Genomic DNA, 20,132 nt, shown 5'->3' on the forward strand with positions numbered 1-20,132 from the left:
CATCACGCCCACAGCCGCGCATGGCCGGGAAGACGGACCGGCCATCACTCGGCCCCCTCAAGAGATCGAGTCCCTACCCGCTCCAAGAGCTGCCGATCCGCGGTTGAATGCCGGTGTGGCACGGAAAGTGGTCGGATTCGGCGAGGACGATCTGAGGGCGGTGGCCGGGGCTCGGTCCTTCGAGCGGGGGCTGGGGTATCTGGACGCGGTGAGCGGGCTGGAGGTGGGGGAGGGCTCGGTCAGCGCCGTGGTGCACGGTACGGATGTCTACGAGGTGGAACTCACCCTCGGCGGGGATGACGGCATCTCAGGATGGTGCGACTGCCCGTACGGGCAGGAGGGCAACTTCTGCAAGCACTGTGTGGCGGTCGGGTTGACCGTGCTGCGGCGGGCGAAGACGATTCCGCGGCAGCGGGCCGTGGCGCGGGCACGGTCTTCCGGCTTGGAATCGTGGCTTTCAGGGCTGTCACGCGAGCAACTCCTGGCGCTGGTGCGGGAGCAGATCGCCGAGGACCGGGGACTGCGTCGGCGCTGGGAGCTGCGGGCCGCCGCCGCTCGCTCCGACATCGGTGTGGTCCGGGACCGGATCATCGCGCTGATCGATCCGCGGCCGTTCGCCCGGTACGGGTACGTCGAGTACGGCGATGCCGCGGGGTACGCGCGACAAGTGGCCGAGGCGGCTGCCGCGCTGCGTGCCGTGACCGCCGACGGGCAGGCGGCGCAGGCGGTCGGTCTGGCCGAGGAGGCGATCCGGGTGCTGGGGGAGGCGTACGGGGAGATCGACGACTCCGACGGTGTGGTCGGGCAGGCCGCCGCCGCGGTGGCCGGGGCCCATCTGGAGGCCTGCCGAGTCGCCCACCCTGATCCGGAGCGGCTGGCCGAGTGGCTGGCCGGCACGGTACTCGACGGAAGCAACGACGTGGCCGACCTGGATCCGCTCGACTACGCCGACGTGCTGGGGCAGAGCGGGCTGGCCCGTATGCGGCAGCTGGCGACAGAGGCACTGCAGCACAGGCCGTCCGGCTGGGCGGCGCGGTATCTGATGGAACGGCTGGTCAAGGCTGAGGGCGACGTCGACGCGCTGGTCGCCCTGCACGCGCGGGACCTCGACCCGTCCGGTGCCACCCATCTGCACATCGCAGAGGAACTGGAAGCGGCGGGCCGCTCGGACGAGGCACTCGCCTGGGCGGAGCGGGGGCTGCGGGACTGCGCCGCCGAGACGTACATCGACGGCCGTCTGGTCGACTACGTATGCGCCCGGTATGCGACGGCGGGGCGGGCGGCCGACGCGGTCACGGTGCGCCGCGACCGGTTCCGTGCCGAGCGGTCTCTGGCCGCCTACCGGCAGGTGCGCTCCGCCGCCCGGGCGGCGGGCAGTTGGGACGCCGAGCGGGTGGCGGCGCTGACCGTCCTGAGGGAGGAGGCCCGGCAGGAGCGCGGTGGCCGGTACGGCGGGCCGGTGCTGATCGACGTGTTGCTCGACGACGGCGATGTGGATGCCGCCTGGCGGGAGGCGGCCGACCGGGCCGACGACCGGCAGTGGGAGCGGCTCGCCGACCTGTCGCGTGAGGCGCGTCCGGGCGAGGCGCTCGGCGTGTACCTGCGGCTGGTCGAGCGGTCGAAGGGGCCGACCGGGGACCGCGCCTACGAGCGCCTGACGCGACTGCTGCTGGGCGCACGTGATTGCCATCGCGCCTTGGGGAGCGAACCGGTGTTCGCCAGGTATCTCGCCGACCTGCGGACGGAGTTGAAACGCCGGCGGAAGCTGCTGGGCATGCTCGACCGGTACGGGCTGTGAAGGACCGCCCTGGGCCGCCGCGCCGGCCGGCGGCATGAGCCGCCCGGCCGCGCGACTCTCGCCGCCCACCTCGGCATCCGCGCCTTCTGCGACTCCTTCGAGTGCTGGGCCGACCCGGCCGACCGGCAGGCGCTGATCGCGGCAGCGAGCCGCACGCTCGACGGACTCCGGGTAGCGGCGGCTGCCCTCGCCCCTCCTCTTGTCAGCACTCCTCTTGCCGACGTCCCTCCCTGTCGACGCGCCTGCCTCTGCTCGGATCTGCGATATCGACGATAGTACTTCAATGTTTCCGTTGTTAATATCACTGATACGCTCTATCTGGTTCCATTGATACCAGAAGCTTGGGAGCGTGGCATGTCCGATCGACTGCGGATCACCGCACTGGAAGAGCACGTCGTCGTGCCCGCGATCACGGAAGCGTGGTCCAGGGCCGGGGTGCCGGAGCTGCCGAACCTGGGGTTCGGCGACAGCCCCGTCGCCCGGCGGCTTCGCGACACCGCGGAGACGAGGCTCGCGCACATGGACGACCAGGGGATCGACGTGGCGGTGCTGTCGGTCTCGTCACCGGGTGTGCAGAACCTGCCCGGCCCGGACGCGGTCGCCGTGGCCCGGGACACCAACGACCAGCTCGCGGAGATCGTCGCCGGCAGGCCCGACCGGTTCCGGGCGTTCGCGGCGATCCCCACGCAGTCGCCGTCGGCCGCGGCCGCGGAGCTGGAGCGGGCCGTGACCGAACTGGGCTTCCCCGGCGCCATGCTCTACGGGCGCACCGGGTCCAAGCTCGCCGACGACCCCGGGTACGACGAGTTGTACGCCGCTGCGGAGCGGCTGCGGGTCCCGCTGCACTTCCACCCGCAGATGCCCGTGCAGGCCGTGGTGGACGCCTACTACTCGGACATCGGTCCCATCGGGACCGCACTGGCGGGGCCCGCGATCGGCTGGTACTACGACCTGGGCGTGCAGTACCTGCGCATGATCTTCTCCGGGGTCTTCGACCGGTTCCCCGAGCTCCAGGTGATCGCCGGCCACTGGGGCGAGGTCGTGCTCTTCTATCTGGACCACACCGGGTTCTTCGCCGACGCCGGCGGTCTGGCCCGCCCGCTCGCCGACTACTTCACGCAGAACTTCTGGGTCGCCGGCAGCGGCACCGTCAGCCCCCGCTACCTCCGCTGGACGGCGGAGGTCGTGGGGACCGAACGGATGCTGTACTCCACCGACTACCCCTTCACCTACGGGTTCCGCCCGGCCGGCTTCCCCTTCGTCGACACCAGTGCCGGTGTCGCCCGGTCGTTCCTGGAGGACGCCCCCTTCACCGACGACCAGAAGGCCGACATCGCGCACCGCAACTGGGAACGCCTCACGGCCCGCTGAGTCACACGGCCGTACGGAAGCGGAACGGAAGCCGATGGGAACCGGTCCGGTGCTTTCGGCGGAAGCCGCCGCACGCGTTGACTTCGCCTCGAACCGGCAAGTCGACACGAGGAGTTGAAGATGACCACGACCGAACGCAACACCGACCTGGCCGCGCGGATGGCGGCCGTCGCCGACACGGCGGAAGTCCCCCTGTCGGTCTCCGTGTCCACCGGCGAGGTCAGGAGTGTGACGGACCGCGTCGAGAGTCTCCGTGCCACGCACCCGGCCGCGAGCCGCGGCTCCTGTCTCTCCGGGTACTCGACCTGGGGCGACTGACCTCCCATCGATCCGTCTCCCGGGGCCGCGCCCGGCGCGGCCCCGGGCCTCGCAGAGCCGGAGTCCGCATGCTGAAAACCGGTGTCACCCTCTCCGTTCGCAGTGATGCCTTCGATCCGTCGGACGTCATGATCTGTTCGGGTATCCGGCGGCTGACCGACGTCATCGGGGCCGCGGCGGACCCGACGGCCGTCGTCCCCCGGGACGACTGGCGTCACCTCACCCCGGCCGAGCGGGAGTTGCTCGCCCCCGCCCCGGCCACCCCGCTGAACCGGATGCTGACCGTGCTCGGCCTGGACGCCGACGCGCTGGAGGCGTGCCGCGACGCACTGCTGCCCGTGCTCGCAGCCGCCGGCGAAGGCGACGCCGGCGAAGGCGACGTCGACGAGCATGCGGCGCGGCGCGGCTCGGTCCTCGAACGGGTGCGGGAACGCGTGCTGGACGCCGTCGGACGTCGTGTCGGCGCACGCAGTACGCGTCAGGGGGCCGCCGACAGCGTGGTCCACCGTCCCGGCCTCGTCTCGACCGCGTACAACTACGAGCGGCGCACGTTCATGGGGCTGCACCTCGACAACCACGAGGACTTCCCGCTGACCGAGCGGCACCGCTCCCTCCTCCTCACGGTGGCCAACCTGGGCTTCACCGACCGCTACGTCCACTTCGTCAATCTCCGCACGACGGATCTGATGCTGATGCTCGCCGCGGGAGGCCATGCGGTTCCGGAGACCGGCCACGCCCTGAAGAACGCCTTCTTCACGGCGTTCCCCGCCCACCCGGTGCTGCGGCTGCGGCTCCGTCCCGGCCAGGCGTATCTCGTCAACACCCAGGACGTCCTGCACGACGGCGCCACCAACACCGTCGGCCTGCCGGACGTGTCGTTCCTGACGGCCAACCGGCTGACCGCCGCCCCACTGGTACGGGAGGCGCGATGACCCCGCCGCGGCACGCGACCCCACCCGCCCTCGGACCGATACGGCAGGTGGTGCTGCAGTCCACCGGCTTCTGCAACATCGACTGCGCGTACTGCTACCTGCCCGACCGGCGTACGAGGACCGTGATGCCCCTGGACACCGTGCGCGCGACGGCCCAGGCGCTCTCCGACAGCGGTCTGCTCGCACCGGAGCTGGAGGTTCGCTGGCACGCGGGCGAACCGCTCACCGTGGCCAGGCCGTTCTACGCGCAGGCCCACGCCCTGCTGCGGCGAGCCCTCGGGGACCGGACCCGCCTGTCGTTCTCGCTCCAGACCAACGGCTTGCTGCTCGACGGCGGGTGGGCGGACTTCCTGCGGCGGGAGGAGGTGCGGGTGGGCGTCAGCCTGGACGGCCCCGCGCAGGTGCACGACGCCTACCGGCGCACCCGCGGCGGGGCGGGCACCCTGGCACGCGCCCTCAAGGGCACCCGCCACCTGGTGCAGGCGGGGCTGCCCTACGACGTCATCTCCGTCATCACCCCGGTCACGCTCGCCCACACCGGGGCCTACCTGGACTTCATGGCGGAGCTCGCCCCCCGATCGCTGGGACTGAACCCCGAGGAGACCGAAGGGGGCAACGACTCCGCCCTGCACCGGGCCGACGGCTTCGAGCGGGAGTACCGGGCCTTCCTGCGCCGCGTCGCGCGCTGGTCGGAGCGGACGGGCGTCGAGGTGCGCGAGTTCGCGGCGATGCGGCGGCACGTCCTGCACCACGCCCTGCCCGTGCGCAACACGCAGAACGAACCGCTGTCGATCGTCACGGTGGGAGCCGACGGCCGTGTGTCGTCGTTCTCCCCGGAGCTGTACGGCTGGACGAGCGCACGGTACGGGGACTTCACGGCGGGCCGGGTGACCGACCCGGGGTTCCGCTTCGACCGCTGGCCGGACACCTTCCGGCTGCTCGCCTCGGACATCGAGCGGGGCCGGGCCGCCTGTGAACGCACCTGCGCCTACTACGCGGTGTGCGGCGGGGGCGCTCCGGCGAACAAGTGGGCGGAGCGGGCGGACATGGCCGCCACCAGCACGGCGTTCTGCTCACTCGGTGTCATGGCCGTCGCCGACGTCGTGCTGGACGGCCTCGAACTGGACGGCCTCGAAACGGCGAGCCGGTGAGCGAGCCGGTTCCTCGGATCACCGTCCGCGGCGACTGCCCGCCGGGCACCGAGGCCGCCGTCCGCCGCGCCTTCGCCGCCGGACCGGCCGACGCCTCCCGCGCCGCCGCCTCCCTCGTGGACCTGCCGGGACACTTCGCCGCCACCGCCGCGTTCCCGGACCGGGAGGTGGTCGTGACCTCCCGGTCGGGGGCCGTGGCCCACTATTACGACACCGCCGCCGGGAGCGCGGCCCACGGGGCGAGCGTGACGGACGTGCTCGGCCTCGCGCGCCGCGCACCACGCTGGAACGCCGCGGCCCTGGCCGACCACCTGGTGCACGGTCATCCGCTGGGCGACGCCACGCTGGACCGCGACGTCCGCCGGGTTCCGGCGGGGGCCGTACTGACCCTGGCCCCGCCGCGCCCCTGCCTGCTGGTCGTGCCGCCGCGGCCCCGCGAGCCGGAGCCCCCGAGAGCGGCTGCACGTACCGCCCTCACCGCACTGCGCACGGCGGTACGGGACGCGGCACGGACGCCCTGCACCCTGTCGATGTCCGGTGGCCTCGACGCCCGGCTGCTGCTCGCCGCCCTGCTCGCCGACGGGATCAGGCCGTGTCTGCTGATCTCGGGCGTCGCCGGCTCGTTCGACCGTACGGTCGCCCTGGCGATCGCCAGGGACTTCGGGCTGCGCCACGACGCCTGCACGGTGTCCGAGTCCGCGCTCGTGACCGGCGCCGACCGGATCACGGCGGCGACGGACGGACTCCTGCCGATCAGCAACTGGGCGGGCATGGCCCACGTCGCCGAAGCCGCCCGCACCGAGCCGGTGCTCTTCGGCTACCACGGTGAGCTGGCCAGGGCCCACCACCTGCCCACCCCGGGGAGCCACGCCTGGCCCCGGGCCGCGCGTCCCGCCGCCGAGGCCGCCACCTACCTGCTCGAACGCGCGGGCGGAGATCCGTTCTCGCCGGACGAGCGGCACCGGCTCTCGGCCGAACTCCGGGAAGCCCTGCGGCCGGAGGCGATGGCCGGGCGGATCCGGGCGGCGCTGCCGCGGGAAACCGGGCGCGGCACCCTGCTCGCGGCGTCGGACACGTTCTTCCGCACCCAGTACGGACACCGCAAGATCGCCGCCAACCTGGCGGCCGTCACCACCTTCGTCAGCTGGCGGGCGCCCCTGCTCGCCCCCGGCTGGAGCGACGCCGTGCAGAGCCTGCCCCGGAGCTGGAAGCTGGGCGACCGCTGGCACCGCTGGGCCATCGGCCGGCTGTTCCCGGCGCTGCTGCGCTATCCGGAGGAGCGCTACGGCGCCGTGACCTCCCCCCGCCCGCCGCTCCGCTACTGGCTGCGGGGGCCCGCCCTGCCGGACACGCCGTTCTACGCCGACCAGACGCCGCTGCGCACCCCGAGCGCGCTGCTGGAGGGTCTGGCCGCCGCCGACGCCTCGGCGCTGGCCCCGCTGCTGGACCCCGCCCTGGTGGGCGAGTTGGCACGCGCACAGGCCGGCGGGTCGGGACGCCCTCACCTCTGCTTCGCCCTGAGCGCACTCGCCGGGTGGGGCCGGACGGTGAGGCTCCACGGGTGATCCGGCGCGGGGCGGCGAGCCCTGCGTTGATCGTGAGAGCGTGCTCCGCGAGGGCGGGTGTGCCCCGGTGTCTCACACCGGCAGCACTCGCCCGACGCCGCCGTTCCGGTCGTGCCAGGCCGTGCGGTGGGCGAGGGCCGCCGAGCGGGCGCGGTGCAGGGCCGGGGCCGGAACCGGCAGGCGGCACAGGCCGTCCAGCGTGGTGAGCATCTGCTCGGCGAAGCGGCGGCCGAGGCCGGTCAGGCGGTCCGAGGCCAGGATGACGAGGGTCGCCTCGTGCGCGGCCAGACTCCAGCGAGCGAACTGGACGTGCGCGGCGGCGCGCGGCCCCGGGGCCGGCTCGGTCTCCCGGCGGCGGTTCCAGAACCTGGCCACGCCGAGGTGCGCGTAGGCGCCGTGCAAGAGTCCGAGCAGGGGCCGGGGGTCCGGGCGCCAGGGGGCGTAGAAGCGCTCGGAGCCGTCGGGTTCGAGCAGGTCGAACAGGTGCAGCAGCGCCGCCAGTTTGTTGTGCTGCATCTCGTGGGCCAGGGTCGCCGCGAACTGGGTCGCGTTCTCCGGGCGGGACAGGGCGACACAGCCGAACGCCTCCGCGCTGCTGCCGCTGGCCTGCCCCCTGCCGCGGTTCACCAGCGGCACCAGCAGCCGGGGGCCGGCCGCCAGCTCCTCGTACACCTCCGGATGGTCGGTGCGCAGCAGCGCGCACGCTTCGCGGGCCACCGCCGTCCAGTACCGCACCTCATCGGGGCCGAGGCTCTCCGGGTGGGGGGCGGCGTTCGGGAAGTACGGCCGGTCCATGACGTCGAGGAGGAGCGGTGTGCCTTCGCCCAGGTCGGTCAGCAGGTGGGCGCCCTGCCAGGGGCCGGTGGTGCCGTACGCCTCCCCGGGCGGCGGTATCCGCACCGGGCCGTCCGCACGGAAGCCGCGGATGCCGTCGGGGCGGTCGGTCAGGGTGATCAGGGCGCGGCCGTCGGTGTCGATCCGTACCCGTGCCAGGTCATCGGGGGCGGCGCCGGGGAAGTGGGCCCGGCCCAGTGACGGCAGCGCGACCCAGGGGCCGTCCACCGGCCACTCGACCTCTCCCGGCAGTCCCGCGCGGACCGCCGCCGAGGCGGCCAGCGCGGTGAACCAGCGCACCGGCGGCTCGTCCGGTCCGTCCTCGCGCATCAGCCGGGCCAGCAGGCCGAACAGGGCGGGGCCCGTGGACGGATGGGTCAGCGTGGCCGCCGTCGCGGAGGGGGCCTCACGGTTGGCGGCGGTCAGCAGCTCCCACGCGCGGGCGGTGCGCTCGGCCACCACGCCACCGGCGGCGCGGGCGGTGAGTGTCACCGCGTAGGCGCAGGCCAGGCGCCTGCTGTGCTCCGCTCGGGCCAGGAGCCGAAGGGCTCCGGCCCCGCCACCGCCCGCGGCGACCGCGTCGAACATCTCGCCCGGCATACGGTGCGGCACAGGCGTCATCCCACCTCCACAGACGCAGACCCGGAGCCCGCAGACCCGGAGCCGGACGCAGACCCGCAGCCGGACACAGACGCAGACGCAGACCCAGACGCAGACCCGGACGGAGCGCCCGACCCGGGCACAGGCAGCACCGACCCGCACCCAGACCCGCAGACAGATTCAGACCCAGACCCAGGCCCAGCCCCAGACCCCGGCTCGGACCAGGCCCCGGACCCGGCTCCAGCCGCAGACGCCGTGCTCGGCTCGCCGTCGCGTCCCGTCGCCCGCGTCAGGTCCGAGCGCAGCCGTCCCCGGACCCGGCGGATCAGTTCCGCCAGGTCGGCGCAGTACACGCTGGGGTTGGCGAAGCCGGTGGCGGGGCGGTAGCGGGTGGCGTAGTGTCCGGCACCGCACACCCGGTGCTCGGGGCACGCCCGGCAGCGGTCGCACAGTGCGTCGGCCCCCCACTGGCGGGCGGCGACGCCGGGGTGCAGCAGCAGCGCGTCGAAGGAGTGGCGCCACACGTCGAGGCCGGTGGTGGCGGCACCGTCGTAGGCCGTGCGCAGCGCGTCGTCCTGGGTGAGGGAGCCGTCCGTGTCCACCACCGCGTAGCGCACGGGGGACAGGCCCAGCGACTCCGTGACCGGCGCGGCGCCGAGCAGCAGGGCCATCAGGTCGTCCAGGAGCCGTATCCCGGTCTCCTTGACCGGTGCCGTGTACCAGCGCTCGAAGACCGCCCACAGCCAGTCCGCGTACGGGGTCCGCCGGCCGGTGGGGTCCAGGCCGGGCGGCGGGGTGTGCCAGGTGCCCAGCGGCAGCAGGAAGTCGACGACCGGGGGGCGGTGGGCGAGCAGGTCCTCGTAGGTGCGCACCGGGTCGTTGCGCAGGTCGACCGTGCACAGCAGGCCGCCGTACAGGTGGCGGTGGCGGTCGCTCGCCAGCAGTTCCAGGGCCGCGTTCACCCGGGCGTGGCTGCCGCGCCCGTCGGCGCGCCGCCGGTGCCGGTCGTGGGCGGCGCGGCCGCCGTCGGTGCTCACCCCGACGCGCAGGCCCAACTCGGCGCACAGCGCCAGCCGTTCCTCCGTGAGGCGCATGCCGTTCGTCTGCAGCGTCAGCCGTAGCCGCACCCGGTCGCCCATCGCCTCGCGCAGCGTCCGGACCGTGTGCGTGAGCGCCTCGTCGCCCATGAGCAGGGGCTCGCCCCCGTGCAGAACCACCCCGGCCTCGGTCACCCGGTGGGCCGACAGGTGCTCGGCGACGCGTTCGGCGACCCGCCGGACGGTGCCGGGGGCCATCGTGCGCGGCTGGTCGCGCCAACCTCGGTCGTGTGAGCGGTACATGTAACAGTAGTCGCAGGCCAGGTCGCAGCGGCTGTGCACCTTCAGTACGAAGGAGTGGAAGGGGGCGGGGGCCCAGCCCGCCGCCTGGCGTTCCGTCAGGTCGAGGGTCCGCGGCCAGGGCGGCTCGGCGTGACGCAGTGGCGGTCGACTCATCCGCTTCCCCCCGAGGGCGTACGCCGCGGACCTCGGCGGGCGCGGTCGGTGGCGCACTCTGTTCGACCAGTATTCGGTCGCCGTCCGTTCAGCGTCAACATCGCTAATGAGCCAACGGGAGTGCCCCGAAGCGCAGTTGGCGGCCATTGGCGGACTCCCACGGCTGCCGTACGGCTGCCCCGCGGCGTTACGCTGAAACCGCAGACCTGTCATGTCGTCCCCGGACCCGTGGAGCGGAGCACGATGACAGTTGACGAGGGCGCGGTCCTGGACGGCACGCGCACGGGAACGGGCCGGCACGTGGCGCCCGACGTGGAGTCGGCGGTCCTCGACATCTCCGCCCTGACGCCCGAGGACATCGCCGCCCTGCCGGGCACGGTGCTGGGGGAGACCCTGCGCCGGGTGTACGACAGCTGCGCCGAGGGCGATCCGTTCGTCGCGGGGCACAAGGAGAGCACCCCGCCGTGAGCCGCGGGGCGCAGTGCCTCGCGGAGCGTGCCGTCGTGCGGCGCGAAAGCGGGCGTACGGCTGAGCGCGCCGCCGTGCGGCGCGGGAGAGGGCGCATCGCGGGGAAGCGCGGGACGCGGCCCGGCGCTCTCTCTATACTGACGGCGCCGAGCGCCCGGATTGTCCGGCTTGGTGGGGGTGTTGTGCGGGCTCCTCGCGTCCGGCCGGCACCCCTCGTGTCACCGTCCCCCGTCGCGCCGCGCTGAGCGGAGAGGCTATGTCAGACGCCAACTCACCCGACCGCCCCGGCCCGTTCGCGGTCTTCCTCGCGACCTCCGGGAACCTCGGCCTGAGCACCACCCTGCGCAACACGGCCGACATCCTCGCCGAGGCCGGCCGCAGCGTTCTCCTCGTCGACGGCCGCACCCGCGACCGCGCTGCCGACCCGCGGCCGCTGCCCCCGCCGGAGCCCGGGCGGGTGCGTACCGCCGCCGCCGGCGGCCCCGCCCTCGCCGCGCTCGCCGGCGACCCGGCCGTCCGGGCGTACGACCACGTCCTGATCGAGGCCCCGGTGCCGGACACCACCGACCCCGCCGAACCGGTGCGGGTGGCCGCCCTCGCCGACTCGCTGGTCTTCTGCTTCGCGATGACCGCCTGGTCCATCGACGGCGCCGCCGCCCTCGCCGAGGACCTGGCCGCCCACCGCGCCGAGCCGCCCGCACGGCTGCTCACCCTGGGCCTGAAGAGCGACGTCGGCGTCCACGACCGGCTGCGCGAGGCGCGCGAGCGGGCCCGCCGCCGGTTCCGCCGGCCCGCCGGGACACGCGAGGTCCCGCTGCTGGAGATCCCGTACAACCCGATGTACCAGGACAGCCGCAGCCTCGCCGTCGAGGCCGAGGAGGCGGGCACGGTGGCCGGCCTGCGCCCCTACTACGAGCGGCTCGCGGACTGGCTGCGCGCCCGCCGCGGCGCGCAGCTCACCGACGTCACAGTCGTCCACTCCGTGCGCCACGCCCACTGGGCCGCCTGGCTGCGCGACCGGCTCGCCGCCGCGGGCGTGCGCACCGAGCTGCGCAGAGCCGACACCTATGCCGGGGAACGTCCCGACCGGGGTGCGGCCCTGCTCTTCCTCTCGCCGGACGACGCCGACGACGCCCTGCTGGCCCAGATCGGCGCCCTCTCCCACACCGACGTGCGCATCGTCCTCGTCGACGAGGACTTCCCGAACACCGAGGCCGCCCACCACGAGCGCATCGACCTGCGCGACACCGGCGAGGAGGAGGCGCTGCGGCTGCTCCTCACCGGCCTCGGCCTGACCACCGCCACGTTCGGCGGCGAACCCGAGGGCGCCCCCTTCCCGCGCCTCCCGGAGACCTCCAACATCGGCGCGCGGAGCAGCTCCTTCACCGGCCGCGACGACCTCCTCGCCACCCTCGACGAGCGGCTGGCCGCGGCCGGCCGGGACGGTGCCTGCCTGGTCCTGCACGGCCCCAGCGGCTGGGGCAAGAGCGAGACCGCCCACGAGCTGTGCCACCGGTCCGGCCCCGGCTACGACGTGGTGTGGTGGGTGCGGTCCTGGGACCGCGAGCGGGTCGAACGCGGCCTGGTCCGGCTGGCCGGGCAGCTCGGCTCCACCGAGGGCCGGCTCGACACCCCGCCCGCTCAGACCGTCTCCCGGCTGCTGACCCGCCTGTCCCGCCCCGACGGCGAACCCGCCCGCTGGCTCCTCGTCTACGACGGCGCCGGCGACCCCGCCGACCTGCGCGGCCTGCTGCCCGTCCCGCACGAGCACGGCCACGTCCTGATCACCAGCCGGGCGGCGCCGGAGCCGGAGAACGCACCCGGCGCGGTCGCCGCGGCCGACGGCAGACCGCCGTCTCAGAGCGGCGCACCCGGCGCACACGTCGCGGCCGACGGAAGACCGCCGTATCTGGCACCGCTCGCGATGCCCCCCATGACCGCCGACGAGAGCCGTGCGCTGCTCGCCGACCGGGTCCCGGAGATCACCGCCCGGCAGGCCGGCCAGATCGCAGCCGTCGTCGACTTCGTCCCCCACGCGCTGCACCTCGCCGCCTGCTGCCTCGCCGAGCGCACCGCCTCACACCGCCGCGAGGACCACCTCACCCCGGAGGCCGCCGTCCGCGCCGCCGTGCGGGACGTGCTCGCCGAACACCGCGCCGGCAAGACCGAACTGCTGCGCACCAGCGAGTCGGCGTCCGCGGTCGAGGTGATGGTCCAGGTCGCCCGGCGGTTCGCCCAGGGAACCGCGGGCGCCGCCGCCTGGCGCGCCGAGAGCCCCGACGGCGACGCCCTCGGCTGGCTGCTGGACGCCGCCTCCCTGCTCACCGGCCGCGGCATGGGCCTGGAACTGCTGCGCTCCCGGCGCATCCTGTCCGAGCTGGCCCGCGACGACGACGCCGACCGGCGCCCGGCCACCGTCCGTCCGCCCGACGACGTCCAGCTGCCCGACGAGCACATGGTCAGCGTCGCCCTGTGGAGCCTCGGCCAGGTCGGCCTGCTCGACGTCGACTTCGACCGCGTGCAGCAGCCGCTCGCCCAGCACCACGGACTGCGCGACGTGATCCGCGCCCGCATGGACCCGGACGACCGGACCTACGTCGAGACCGTCCTGCGGGGCGTCCTCGCCGAGTACACCCCGCAGGAGAAGGCGGACCTGCCCGCCGACTGGGCTCGCGAGGTGTACTCGCTGCGCCTGTGGGAGGACCCCCGGCCCCGGGTGCGCCGCTCGCTGCTGCGGCACCTGAGCGCCCTCGGCGCCCGCGCCGAGCCCGCCGACCTCGACCGCCTCCTGGACATCGCCGCCCGGGCCCGCGAGCGGTGGCGGGCCGACGACGACGAGCAGTCGCCCGAGTACCTGCGCCTGCTCAACTTCACCGCCCGCGCCCACCGGCTGCGCGGCGCCTACGACCTCTCCCGCGAACTCGCCCAGGAGGCCCTGCGCGGCCACCGCCGGCTCCTCGGCATCACCCACCCGCGCACCCTGCTGTCCGCCGACTCCTACGCCGCGACCCTCCTCGCCCTGGGCCGGTTCGAGGACGCGCTGCTCGAACTGCGCCCCGCCCTGGAGGGACTGACGCTGCTGCTGGGCCCGAAACACCCGGCCACTCTCCAGGTGGAGCACAACCTCGCCTTCACCGAGGCGCTCACCGGCCGCGTCTCCTCGGCCCTGACCCGGCTGCAGCGGCGCTTCCGCTACCGGCAGTCCGTCGGCGGCCCCGACGACCCGGTCGCCTGGAGCTCCGCGGACCTGCTCGCCTACCTCTACCGCTGCGTCGGGCGCGACGGCGAAGCCCGCGACCTGCTGCGCCGGCGGCTGCGCAGGCTGGGCGACGCCTTCACCGGCGTGCGCCTGTGGACCGAGGTGGGCCTCGCGGTCAGCGAACGCCGCCTCGCCGACGGCTTCCCCGCCGTCAGAGACCCCCGCTACGGCTTCGAACTCGCCCACGAACGGGACCTGCGGGCGCTGAACACCTACGTCGGCCGGTTCGGCGCCGACCGCTACGACACCCTCCGCTGCCAGTTCAGCTACGCCGCCGACCTGCACGCCCTCGGCAAGTCCGAGGAGGCCGAGCAGCACGCCCGCCGGTGCGGGGACACCCTCGCCCGGCTGTTCGGCGCGGGCCATCCGTACACCGGGGTGTGCCAGGTGCGGCACGGGGTCTACCTGCGCGCCACGGGCCGGCTGCGGCTGGCCGAGGAGGTCGGCCGCAGCGCCGTCAACCTCCTCACCCACAAGGTGGGCCGGGCCCACCCCTGGGTCGCGGCGGCGGAGCACTCCCTGTCCGTCACCCTCGCCGAGGCCGGCCACACCGAGGAGGCCGCGGCGTTCGGGCGGGCCGCGCTGGCCCGGCTGCGCGACCTCGGGATCGCCGACCGGCCCGACGGACGCCGGGTGCGCGCCCACCTCGACCGGCTCGCGGGCGCCGCCGACACCGCCGCCGGCCGAGGGCTGCCGCCCTCGGGCTACGACATCGACCTGGAACTGCCGTCGTGACCACCGCGGCGCCGGCCGGCCCGCCCGGCCGGCGCCGCAGCGACCCCACCGAGAGGCGAGCACCTGTGGCAGCACCCGCGGACCAGCGCACCGAGACGCTGAAGGAGTCCCACTGGACCGTCAAACGGCACGGCCGGATCACCGCGCTGTGCGAGGAGACGGTGGCCTCGGCACCGTCCGTACGCTCCCTGTGCCACTACAGCAACGGCATCCTCGACTTCGCCGTCCTGCGCCGGCCCCGGGCCCCGCTCAGCGCCCTGCTCACCGAGGCCGGCGACGACACCCTCAACGAGGCGCTGCCCGGCAGCCGGCTGCTGCTGTGCGCCACGGACCTGGGCGGCGTGCTGCGCCCGCTGGGCACCGGTGAGCTGATGCGCACCGTGCTGGCCAACCCGCGCGGCGGACTGTGGGGCGGCCGGGCCCGGCCCAACGAGTTCCTCGCGGCGGCGGTCGACGGCCCCGACGGCGTGCCCGAGATGGACGCCGCGATGAACCGCCTCGTCGGCCGCATCCGCACCGAGGTGCACTCGCTGCCGGACGAACTCCTCGGCGGTGACGTCGGGGCCCGGCCCCACCCGTCCGGCCCCCCGGCACGGGAGGCCCGCCCCACCGGCCCGCGCATCGACCTGGGCATCGCCGCCGCCACCGACACCGCCTACGAACAGCGGCTGCGCGACCTGTGGCGGCAGTGCCTGAACACCACCGACCTGCACTACGCGGCCTACTACCACGACTGGTCCCTGGTCTGCGTCGGCGACGTCTTCGAGGACGACCTCCTCGGCCCGCGCTTCATCGACGTCAGCGTGCGCACCCGGCGCACCGCCTACCGAGACCTGTCCCGCGGGCTGCGCGGACACCTGGCGCGCCTCACCGACGCGATCGGTCTCGTCGCCCCGCCCGTCACTGGCCGCGCCTCCCTCGACCGGCTGGTCCTCGACGTCCAGGAGGGCGCCGTGTACGTGCTGTGGACCTCGCCCCGCTCCTTCGTCCTCGGCGTCACCCTCGACCAGCGGCAGGTCGACCACGCCGAGCGGCGCCTGACCGCCCTCGCCGAGGTGGTGCGGGGCATCACACCGCCGCCGCCGCGCTGAGCGTCCCCCACACCTCCTCGGCCAGCCCCTCGACGGTGCCGGCTGGCGTCAGCGGACGGGCCTGTCCGGCACCGCCCAGCAGATGCACCGGCAGCACCTCGACGGCGCACTCGTACTCCCGGCAGATCCGGCGCAGTTCGCCGAGCTGGCCCTCGGTCGGCCCGCCGTCCGCCGTCGCGGCCGTCCACGTCGCGACGGCCCCCCGGAACTGCTCCGTCAGCACCCGCACCAGCGTGGCGCAGCCGAGGACGCTCAGCTCCGCCGCGGACGTGGCCGAGCTGCGGGCCACGCTCCGGCCGGCCACCCGCCGGGTCACCGCCTCCAGCATGGCCAGCGCGTCGTGGAACCGGCGCCCCACCGGGCCCGGCAGCTCCTCCTCGGGCGGCTCCCACGCGGTGGGCGAGGACGATCTCGGCGCCGGGACGGGCGGGGTCGCCCCCGACCGGGTGTCCAGGACCAGCCCGGCCAGGGTGCGGCGCACCTCGTCGAGGTGGGCCGTCTGCTGCTCCAGATCACGGCGCATCCGCTCGCCCAGCTCGACCAGGTCGCTCTCGCGCCGGTCCTCCACCAGCCGCCGCTCCAGCTGCAGCAGCGCCTCGTGCACCGCCTGCGGGAAGCCGCTCTTGCGGTAGACCAGCGGCCGGGAGCCGATGGACCGGCCGAGCCGGTCCTGCATGGTGTGCGAGACCAGGCCGTTGACCACCAGCAGCGCCTCGAACCGCCCCGGGCGCACCGCGCTGCGCAGTCCGTGCAGCAGGGCGGTGATCCGCTCGGCGTCGTCGGCCAGCAGCACCGACCGGGCGTAGACCACCGCCAGATAGGTGTTGGGCGCGGGCGACAGCCAGTACACGACCTCCTCGCGGTTGCCGGGCGAGCGCGACAGCCGGGACGGCACCGGATCGCGGGAGGCGATCCGCCACTGCCCGAGGTCCAGCGCCTCGTGGACCTCGTTGACCACCTGACGGTACGTCACCCGCTCGTGCAACTGCCGCACCGCCGACAGCACCGTGGCCCCGGACACCTCGCGCACCGCGCCGTGCCCGTCCTCGCTGAGCCGCCAGGCTTCCCGGCAGGTCTTGAGCACCTGGCGGGGCACCCCCTCGGCCAGCTCGTGCAGCAGCCCCAGAGCCTCCTCGTCGAACGGCCCGGTGGCGGGCCGCGCCCCGTCGGCCGCCGCGGCGTCGGCGCCGAGGTAGCCGGCCACCAGCTCGCGGGTGCGTTCCGCGTCCAGCCCGCCCGCCCACAGCTCCAGCACCCGCTCGTGCACGCTCGACCGCAGGGCCCGCAGCCCGTCCGCCGAGGTGCAGAACACCAGCAGCCCGCCGTGGCTCGTGTAGACGTTGACGAGCCGTTCGAATGCGTCCATGAAGGTGCGCCGGGTCTCCTCCGGCCAGCCCAGCACCTTCTCCAGGGAGTCCAGGAGCAGTACGTACGGTGCGTCGACCCGGCCGTGCAGAAAGCCCTGCACGGCCAGCGCGTCGAACACCCGGTCGATGCCGGCGGCGGTGTCCCCCCGGTCCGGGGACGGCCCGATGGGCTCGGTGACGCCGCGTTCGCGCAGCGGCTCCGCGGGCTCGTCCCCACCCAGCCACTGCCACACCATCCGCTTGAACGGCGGCTCCAGCAGCAGCGCCAGCGCGGTCGCGAAGCCGCGGTGCTCGGTCACCTCGTTCAGGGTGCCGCGCAGATCGGCGTGGATCACCTCGGGGTCGTAGCGCAGCGCCGAGACCACCTTGTCCGGGTCGAGCGTGCGGTCGCGCAGTCCCGCCGCGATCTCCCGCAGCGTCTCCTGGCGGGGATCGTCCTCCTGGGCTCCCACCCAGCCGGCCGTGACGTACGCGTAGTAGTCCCGCACCAGTTCCTCGAACGCCTGGCGGCCCTGCGGGCTGGCGGCCGGGCCGCGCAGCCGGTGGCGGTAGAGCCGCCCCATGTTCTGCGCGGGCTCGTCCACGATCCACATCGCCGCTTCCGGATGCCCCGCGCGCACGCTCTGGTACGCCTTGCGCAGCGCGTGGCTCTTGCCCAGGCCGAACTCGCCCACCAGGGCGACGGCCAGGCCGCGCCGGCCACCCGTGCTGGGCGGCGCGAAGTAGTCGTCGACCAGCCCCTCCAACTCGGTGACCAGCGGGGTCGGTACGTGCGCGTTGCCCGAGTCGGCCCCCCGGACCGCCGCGTCCCCGAGATCGGACGACGGCCCCAGACGCACGACGGGGCTGCGCGGGAACGGGTTCCTGTGCCAGATCTCTCCACTGTCTGGGGCCACGACGGCACTCCTCGTGTGTCCGGTTTCGGCGTTCCGAGCGGCGGGCGGTGCGGGGACGCGGGTCCAGGGCATGCGGGGACCGTGACGCGCGGCCGGTCAGGAGCCCGGCGGGGGCGTGGGTTGCGCGGGCACGGGGATCGGGGCGGACGGCCCGCGCGCCATCGACGCCAGGTCGGGCGTGGGCGCCGGCAGGTCGGAGGCGGTGACCCGCACCCGCCCGTGTCTGCTGCGCTGTTCCTCGGCGACGCTGAAGCAGATCTTGCGTAACTGCCGTACGTCCGACCGGCGCCAGGCCTCCGGATCGCGGGGCGCGTCCGCCTCGGGCACCGGGGCGTCGGGGTCGGGGTGGCCGCCGCGGGCCGCCTGGCTGAACTTCACGGTGTCCTCCGGGGTGAGGCTGCCGAGCGAGAGATGGGTGAGCGCGGGCTGGTCCCCCAGCACCGCGATCACCTCGTCGTGCGCCGACTGCGGATCGTGGTGACCCACCTCGACGAACAGTACGATCCGGCTGCGCGCGTGTCTCACACAACTCCGCAGAAACTCGGTGCGCACCGATCCCATGTCGTCCCGCCAGCCCATGTGCGGGACGAGGGCCAGCAGCACCGCGTCCTGTTCGGCGAGGACCGTGCTGATCTCCGCGAACGACTCGAAGACGTCCCCGTCGGTCGGCACCCGGCCCTTGACGGCATCGACGAACCGCCGCTCCAGCTCGGTCACGATCTTCCTCCGTATGGCGCTGTTGATGCCGTCGGTGGTGGCGAACCGGCCCCGCTCGTCCACGCTGACGGAGTCCGCGTGATTGCGGTACCCGCCGGTCATCACCACCACCGGATCGGGTGGCCGGATGGCGCCCGGCGCCGCCGCGTGCTCCCCCTGCCGCGCTGCCCGCAGCCTCTCCCGCACCAGATGGACGCACCGGTGGATCAGGGTGGTCTTCCCCATGCCCACCGGGCCGGTCACCACCACGACGTGCCCCCGGTCGGCCTGGGGCAGGATCGCCTCCTGCAGCAGCCGGTCCAGGCACTGTTCGAACTTGGCGACCTGTTCCTCGGCGTGGTCCACCCCCACCCACTGCCGGGCGTGGCTCGGCTCCTCCCAGGGGACCAGCGGATGGTCGTCCAGGGCCGACGGCGCGGGGGCCAGCCACGCCAGCTGGGACGTGATGCCCGGCACGTGCACGCCGTAGGGGTTCGTCTGCACGGACTGCGTCATCCGGCCGCCTCCCGGGTCGCGGCCGGGGCGGACCCTTCTCGTACCGTGCGCAGCGCCCAGTACCCCGGCGCGCGGTCCAGCTCCGCCACGGAACCGGGCACGACGTCGACCGCCCGGCCGGCGGTGCGCGCCTCCTCGGCGCGGGCGTCCGTGCCGAGCACCGCGCCATCCCGGGCGGCGGGCAGCGGGCGGGCCAGCGGCAGCCCCTCGGCGACCTGTCGCGCGGCGCGCCGCCGGGCCGCCGGACCGGGCACCCGGAACAGGCCGGCGGCCAGCGCCTCGCGGGCCTCGCGGACCGCCGTGTGGTCGGTCCGCGGGTTGTTCTCGTACCCGGTCAGGTAGGCGCGCGCCGCCGACCGGAACGCGGCCTCTTCCGCGACCAGCCGACGCCGCAGCTCCCGCCGCTCGGAGGCGATCCGCTCCGACAACTGGCCGCCGAGGGTGATCAGCGCACCGGCGGCCGACAGCAGCAGGGCGGTGCCGAACGTCGCCAGCCAGCCGTCGCCGCCCTTGTCGGCCGCGGGCGCCGGGGCCTCGGAGTCGGCGGCCATCAGTGCGGAACAGGCGCGGGCGAACTCCTTGCCGTGCCGATCCGCCCAGTCCTCCACCGTCAGCCGCCCGTCGGAGGCCGCGCGCCGCACCCCGGGCCCGGCCGCGCCGCTGCCCGGCCGCAGCAGACCCAGCCGGACCCCCGCGGCCACCAGGTCCGCGCGGTGGGCGGGGCCCAGGCAGTACACCAGCTGGACGTCCCGCTCGTCGGCGGCGCCCGGCGCGGCCGCCACCGGGGCGGCCGCGGCCAGCAGCAGCGCCGCCCCGCAGGCCGTCGTCAGCGCGGCGGCGGACCGGCGCGGCCCGCGCGCGGCCGGGGACCCGGCGCGTGTTCCGCGCCGGGTCCCCGGCGAACGGGCGCCGTGCCCGGGTCGCTGCCGACCGTGTCCCCTCCGCTGCCTCATACGCCTCTCCCCGTTCGGCCACCGTGAACCGGTGTCTCGCCTCGTACGCCGTTCGCCTGCCGGGGCCTCGGGGGCACCTCGCCGGTGTG

Annotated in this window: 14 protein-coding genes; 9 read left to right on the plus strand and 5 right to left on the minus strand. The window is 74.7% G+C overall.

Annotated features, from left to right (window positions below; genetic code table 11):
* Nucleotides 1-115: 115 nt before the first annotated feature.
* From AC3ET3_RS04035 to AC3ET3_RS04060, 6 genes are all read left to right on the plus strand, one after another.
* Nucleotides 116-1,798, plus strand: coding sequence for an SWIM zinc finger family protein (locus tag AC3ET3_RS04035; RefSeq protein ID WP_435611634.1), 1,683 nt, complete (start codon nt 116-118; stop codon nt 1,796-1,798).
* A gap of 354 nt (nt 1,799-2,152) precedes the next feature.
* The gene (locus AC3ET3_RS04040; RefSeq protein ID WP_432139210.1) at nt 2,153-3,169 is read left to right on the plus strand and encodes an amidohydrolase family protein; all 1,017 of its coding nucleotides are present in this window, start codon (nt 2,153-2,155) and stop codon (nt 3,167-3,169) included.
* A 120-nt stretch (nt 3,170-3,289) separates the two neighbouring features.
* Complete coding sequence (locus tag AC3ET3_RS04045) at nt 3,290-3,487, plus strand: hypothetical protein (protein WP_432139209.1); 198 nt, start codon at nt 3,290-3,292, stop codon at nt 3,485-3,487.
* 68 nt (nt 3,488-3,555) lie between these two features.
* Nucleotides 3,556-4,419, plus strand: coding sequence for a hypothetical protein (locus tag AC3ET3_RS04050; RefSeq protein WP_435611636.1), 864 nt, complete (start codon nt 3,556-3,558; stop codon nt 4,417-4,419).
* Complete coding sequence (gene grrM, locus AC3ET3_RS04055) at nt 4,416-5,570, plus strand: cyclophane-forming radical SAM/SPASM peptide maturase GrrM/OscB (protein WP_435611637.1); 1,155 nt, start codon at nt 4,416-4,418, stop codon at nt 5,568-5,570. The genes AC3ET3_RS04050 and grrM overlap by 4 nt, the downstream gene beginning before the upstream one ends.
* Nucleotides 5,567-7,135 (plus strand): hypothetical protein, encoded by a 1,569-nt coding sequence (locus AC3ET3_RS04060; RefSeq protein ID WP_435611638.1) that lies wholly within the window; start codon nt 5,567-5,569, stop codon nt 7,133-7,135. Before grrM ends, AC3ET3_RS04060 begins: the two co-directional genes overlap by 4 nt.
* Nucleotides 7,136-7,207: 72 nt before the next feature.
* Here AC3ET3_RS04060 and AC3ET3_RS04065 read toward each other — a convergent pair whose 3' ends face one another.
* Together AC3ET3_RS04065 and AC3ET3_RS04070 are read right to left on the minus strand one after the other, a co-directional pair.
* Nucleotides 7,208-8,590, minus strand: coding sequence for an HEXXH motif domain-containing protein (locus AC3ET3_RS04065; protein WP_432139205.1), 1,383 nt, complete (start codon nt 8,588-8,590; stop codon nt 7,208-7,210).
* Complete coding sequence (locus AC3ET3_RS04070; RefSeq protein WP_432157913.1) at nt 8,587-10,062, minus strand: FxsB family cyclophane-forming radical SAM/SPASM peptide maturase; 1,476 nt, start codon at nt 10,060-10,062, stop codon at nt 8,587-8,589. The genes AC3ET3_RS04065 and AC3ET3_RS04070 overlap by 4 nt, the downstream gene beginning before the upstream one ends.
* A gap of 243 nt (nt 10,063-10,305) precedes the next feature.
* Here AC3ET3_RS04070 and fxsA point away from each other — a divergent pair, with 243 nt between their 5' ends.
* The 3 genes from fxsA (at nt 10,306) to AC3ET3_RS04085 (ending at nt 15,615) form a co-directional block, all read left to right on the plus strand.
* Nucleotides 10,306-10,530 (plus strand): FxSxx-COOH cyclophane-containing RiPP peptide, encoded by a 225-nt coding sequence (gene fxsA, locus AC3ET3_RS04075; protein WP_432139203.1) that lies wholly within the window; start codon nt 10,306-10,308, stop codon nt 10,528-10,530.
* A gap of 256 nt (nt 10,531-10,786) precedes the next feature.
* Nucleotides 10,787-14,524 carry an FxSxx-COOH system tetratricopeptide repeat protein gene (gene fxsT, locus AC3ET3_RS04080; RefSeq protein WP_435611640.1) on the plus strand — a complete coding sequence of 1,246 codons (3,738 nt, stop codon included), beginning with the start codon at nt 10,787-10,789 and terminating at the stop codon, nt 14,522-14,524.
* A gap of 65 nt (nt 14,525-14,589) precedes the next feature.
* Nucleotides 14,590-15,615 (plus strand): hypothetical protein, encoded by a 1,026-nt coding sequence (locus AC3ET3_RS04085; protein ID WP_432139297.1) that lies wholly within the window; start codon nt 14,590-14,592, stop codon nt 15,613-15,615.
* Here the strand turns inward: AC3ET3_RS04085 and AC3ET3_RS04090 are convergent.
* The 3 genes from AC3ET3_RS04090 to AC3ET3_RS04100 form a co-directional block, all read right to left on the minus strand.
* Nucleotides 15,593-17,878 (minus strand): hypothetical protein, encoded by a 2,286-nt coding sequence (locus AC3ET3_RS04090; protein WP_432139296.1) that lies wholly within the window; start codon nt 17,876-17,878, stop codon nt 15,593-15,595. The genes AC3ET3_RS04085 and AC3ET3_RS04090 overlap by 23 nt on opposite strands.
* A 96-nt stretch (nt 17,879-17,974) precedes the next feature.
* On the minus strand, nt 17,975-19,090 hold the full coding sequence (locus tag AC3ET3_RS04095; RefSeq protein ID WP_435611641.1) for a P-loop NTPase family protein: 1,116 nt from the start codon (nt 19,088-19,090) through the stop codon (nt 17,975-17,977).
* Nucleotides 19,087-20,043 carry a hypothetical protein gene (locus tag AC3ET3_RS04100; protein WP_435611642.1) on the minus strand — a complete coding sequence of 319 codons (957 nt, stop codon included), beginning with the start codon at nt 20,041-20,043 and terminating at the stop codon, nt 19,087-19,089. Before AC3ET3_RS04100 ends, AC3ET3_RS04095 begins: the two co-directional genes overlap by 4 nt.
* Nucleotides 20,044-20,132: the final 89 nt, after the last annotated feature.

This window comes from Streptomyces sp. bgisy159 (genome assembly GCF_057707805.1).

Coding starts and splice junctions, on each gene's coding strand:
- AC3ET3_RS04040 (WP_432139210.1), top strand. CDS start 2,153: ATGTCCGATCGACTGCGGATCACCGCACTGGAAGAGCACGTCGTCGTG.
- AC3ET3_RS04045 (WP_432139209.1), top strand. CDS start 3,290: ATGACCACGACCGAACGCAACACCGACCTGGCCGCGCGGATGGCGGCC.
- AC3ET3_RS04050 (WP_435611636.1), top strand. CDS start 3,556: ATGCTGAAAACCGGTGTCACCCTCTCCGTTCGCAGTGATGCCTTCGAT.
- grrM (WP_435611637.1), top strand. CDS start 4,416: ATGACCCCGCCGCGGCACGCGACCCCACCCGCCCTCGGACCGATACGG.
- AC3ET3_RS04065 (WP_432139205.1), bottom strand. CDS start 8,590: ATGACGCCTGTGCCGCACCGTATGCCGGGCGAGATGTTCGACGCGGTC.
- AC3ET3_RS04070 (WP_432157913.1), bottom strand. CDS start 10,062: ATGAGTCGACCGCCACTGCGTCACGCCGAGCCGCCCTGGCCGCGGACC.
- fxsA (WP_432139203.1), top strand. CDS start 10,306: ATGACAGTTGACGAGGGCGCGGTCCTGGACGGCACGCGCACGGGAACG.
- fxsT (WP_435611640.1), top strand. CDS start 10,787: ATGTCAGACGCCAACTCACCCGACCGCCCCGGCCCGTTCGCGGTCTTC.
- AC3ET3_RS04095 (WP_435611641.1), bottom strand. CDS start 19,090: ATGACGCAGTCCGTGCAGACGAACCCCTACGGCGTGCACGTGCCGGGC.
- AC3ET3_RS04100 (WP_435611642.1), bottom strand. CDS start 20,043: ATGAGGCAGCGGAGGGGACACGGTCGGCAGCGACCCGGGCACGGCGCC.